This window comes from Nocardiopsis sp. TNDT3 (assembly GCF_003427465.1).
Classification (GTDB): Bacteria; Actinomycetota; Actinomycetes; order Streptosporangiales; family Streptosporangiaceae; genus Nocardiopsis; species Nocardiopsis dassonvillei.
Window position 1 is genome coordinate 1 of the sequence record NZ_QPFC01000528.1, and the last position, 3,179, is coordinate 3,179.

Consider the following 3,179-nt stretch of genomic DNA (forward strand, 5'->3'; position numbering starts at 1 on the left):
CCCCCCCCCGCGGAGCGGTTCCGAGCGGGGCGTGCTCCCGGGCGGGGCGGGGCCCGCTACGCGCGGCGGACGTCCATGACCGACTCCCCGTCCTCGACCCGGTGCACGGCGTGCAGCGCGAGGTCGGCCTCGGCGAACAGTTCCCGGTACTCCTCCGCCGTGCGCAGCGGGGCGCCGTAGAGCACGAGCATGTACACGCTCATCGCCTGGAGGAAGGGGGTGGCGCCCTCCCGCTGCGGAAGGTGCCCGACGATCAGCAGCCGGGACCGCTCACCCATCGCCGCGCGGACGTTGCGCAGGATCCGTACCGCCTCCGGCCGGGGCCAGTTCTGCATCACCCGCGCCATCAGGTAGACGTCCGCGCCCGTCGGCACCCCGTCGAAGAAGCTGCCCCCCACCACGGCGCACCGGTCCGCCACGCCCCGCTCCCGCAGCAGCGGCCCGGCCTCGGACACCACGTGCGGAAGGTCGAACAGCACCCCCTCCATGCGCGGGTGGTGCCGCAGGAGGGCGGCCAGCAGCGAGCCCTGGCCGCCCCCGAGGTCCGCCACGCGTTCGGTCCCGGACAGGTCCGCGTTCTCCAGCAGGGTGTCGGCGGCCACGGACGTGTCCATCGCCCTGTGGAACAGGGCCGCGGCCTCCTCCTGCTCCTCCAGGTAGGCGAACAGCGGGTGGCCGGTGTGCGCCTCGAAGGCGGTACGGCCGGAACGCAGCGCCTGCGGCAGGCAGGTCCACGCCTGGAGGAAGGCGCCGTGCGTGCACATGCGGAAGAGGCCGTACAGGCCGCTGGGGTCCCCGGCGCGCAGATGCTGGCCCGCCGCGGTCAGGGCGAACGACCCGGGCGCCGGCTCCGAGAGCAGCCCGCTCACCGTCCCGGCCCGCAGCACCGCCGCCAGGGACCGTTCGGGGACCCCGGCGCGGCGGGCCAGGTCCGCCACCGGACGCGGCCCCTCGGCCAGATCCTCCACCACGTCCAGTTCGACCATCGCGACGACGGCGTGCATGAGCATCGCCGACGACACCAGTCGGTTCAGCGGCAGGTCTGTGCGCACCGCGCGTACAGCGGTCTCGTCCGTCACACCCACAGTCGGTCCTCCCCGGGGGACGTCGTTATCGGGGCCGACGCGGCGTCCCTCCCGGGACGCGGCGCCGACCTCCCAAGACTACGGGGAGTACGCGGATCTGTTCTCCGGGTTGTGGAAAACGGGCCGGAACGGGAACGGCCCCCTCCGCGGCCGGGGCGCGGCGGCGAGGGCCGCGGGCCGGGGGCCGGCGGCCCGATCAGACGGAGGCGGCGCCCTCGGCCTCGTAGGCGCGTACCAGGGCGGTGAGCACCTCGGAGCAGCCCGCGTCGACGGTGAGCGCGGCGACGTCGTCGGCGCGGGTGGCGCCCCGGTTGAGGATCACCACCGGCTTGCCCTGCTCGACGGCGCGCTTGACGTAGCGCCGCCCCGAGAAGACGGTCAGGGACGACCCCGCCACCAGCAGCGCCCGCGCGCCGTCCACCATCGCGTAACCCGCCAGCACGCGCGCCTTGGGCACGTTCTCGCCGAAGTAGACGATGTCGGGTTTGAGCACGCCGCCGCAGCCCTCGCAGTCGGCCACGCGGAACCCCTCGGTGGAGGCCAGGACCGCGTCGGCGTCGGGGGCGATCTCCACGTCGGGGACCCCGTCGGCGAAGTCGGGGTTGAGCGCGCTCAGGCGCGCGGCCAGGCTCTCGCGGGAGGTCACGGACGAGCAGGCCAGGCAGACGACGCGGTCGTAGCGGCCGTGCAGGTCGATCACCCGCCTGCTGCCCGCCGCCCCGTGCAGGGTGTCCACGTTCTGGGTGATGACGCCCGCCAGGGCGCCGCCCGCCTCCAGCGCGGCCAGCGCGCGGTGGCCGTCGTTGGGGCGGGTCCGGTGCACGTGGCGCCAGCCCACGTGGTTGCGGGCCCAGTAGTGGCGTCGGAAGGCGGCGTCGCCGACGAACTGCTGGTAGGTCATGGGCTTGCGCGGGGGTGAGTCAGGGCCGCGGTAGTCGGGGATGCCCGAGTCCGTGGACAGGCCCGCGCCGGTCAGCGCTACCACCGGGCCCGAGCCGAGGACCTCGCGCATCCGGGCCGCCAGGGCCGCCGGGTCGTCGAGCGTGTTCCTCACGCCTTCGAGGGTACGCGGCGCCCCGGTGTGGGCACCGTCACCTTCGCCGGGCCCGGTCGCCGTCCCGCCGGTCACCCCCCCCGGCGCGGCTCCGGCCCCGCCGTGTCAGGCGGCGCGCTCCAGCTTCTCCACGGCGCGGGACAGGATCTCCTCGAACTCCTCCTCCATCAGGGCGTCCCTCTCCCTGTCCACCTGAGCCCGGTGGGCGTCCCGGCACTCCTCACTGAAGTCGTCTTCCCGGCACGCCTCCATGAGCTCCGTGGACGACACGTCCGAGTAGCCGCTCGTGCGCATCCCCACGAGGACGAAGTACACCTCCCCGACCTGGCCCCACGCGGTCCTCGCCGCCATGTGCGAGCGCTCGCCGTACAGGGTCACGGAGAACATGCCCCCGCCCTCGGGAAGGGCGGGCGAGTCCCTGGAGACGAGCGCGCCCTCGACTCCGCCGTTCGCGGACACGCTCATCCTGGAGCAGGTGTCCAACAGGTGCCCGAACCCGGTGCCCTCGACCGGCGCGTCGCCGAAGCCCCCCGAGACCAGGACGTAGCCGTAGACGGCCGAGCCCTCCGCGGAGCCGGGCGGGGTCGCGATCTGCGCCGCCCCCTCGACGGCACCCGCGGGCAGCCGCCCGGTGCCACCGTTGAGGACGGCGGCGCACTCGGCCGGTTCCACGTCACCGAAGTCGTCGGCGCCCGCCTCGCCGCTGAAATCCACCCCCTGGATCTCGTCGACGTCCAGATCGTCCACGTCGAACCCGTCGGGGTAGGCGTTCGGGGAGGGCAGCAGGGCCTCCAGGCGCGGGCTGTCCCGGAGGTCGAGCTGGGGGCCGCAGCCGGTGGTCAGGACCAGGGCGGCGAGGAGGGGCAGGGCGCCGTGGCGGTACAGGGGAGCCAAAGGGGGAGCCTTCGTTTTCGTGTCGGCGGTTTACCGACACGTTCCGACGCCGCCGGGCCACGCGCGGTTCCGCCCTCCCGTGGCCGGATCCGGCCCGGTCCTCGCCCGGTGCGGAGGAACCCCCGCCCGAGCCCCCGGACGGACCC

Annotated in this window: 3 protein-coding genes; all 3 read right to left on the reverse strand. The window is 74.7% G+C overall.

Annotated elements, in window-relative coordinates:
• Positions 1 to 56: 56 nt before the first annotated feature.
• The gene (locus tag DQW06_RS13740) at positions 57 to 1,085 is read right to left on the reverse strand and encodes a methyltransferase (RefSeq protein WP_013152197.1); all 1,029 of its coding nucleotides are present in this window, start codon (positions 1,083 to 1,085) and stop codon (positions 57 to 59) included.
• Positions 1,086 to 1,281: 196 nt separating this feature from the next.
• Complete coding sequence (locus DQW06_RS13745; RefSeq protein ID WP_013152198.1) at positions 1,282 to 2,139, reverse strand: NAD-dependent protein deacetylase; 858 nt, start codon at positions 2,137 to 2,139, stop codon at positions 1,282 to 1,284.
• A 105-nt stretch (positions 2,140 to 2,244) separates the two neighbouring features.
• On the reverse strand, positions 2,245 to 3,033 hold the full coding sequence (locus DQW06_RS13750) for a hypothetical protein (protein ID WP_117198584.1): 789 nt from the start codon (positions 3,031 to 3,033) through the stop codon (positions 2,245 to 2,247).
• Positions 3,034 to 3,179 lie beyond the last annotated feature (146 nt).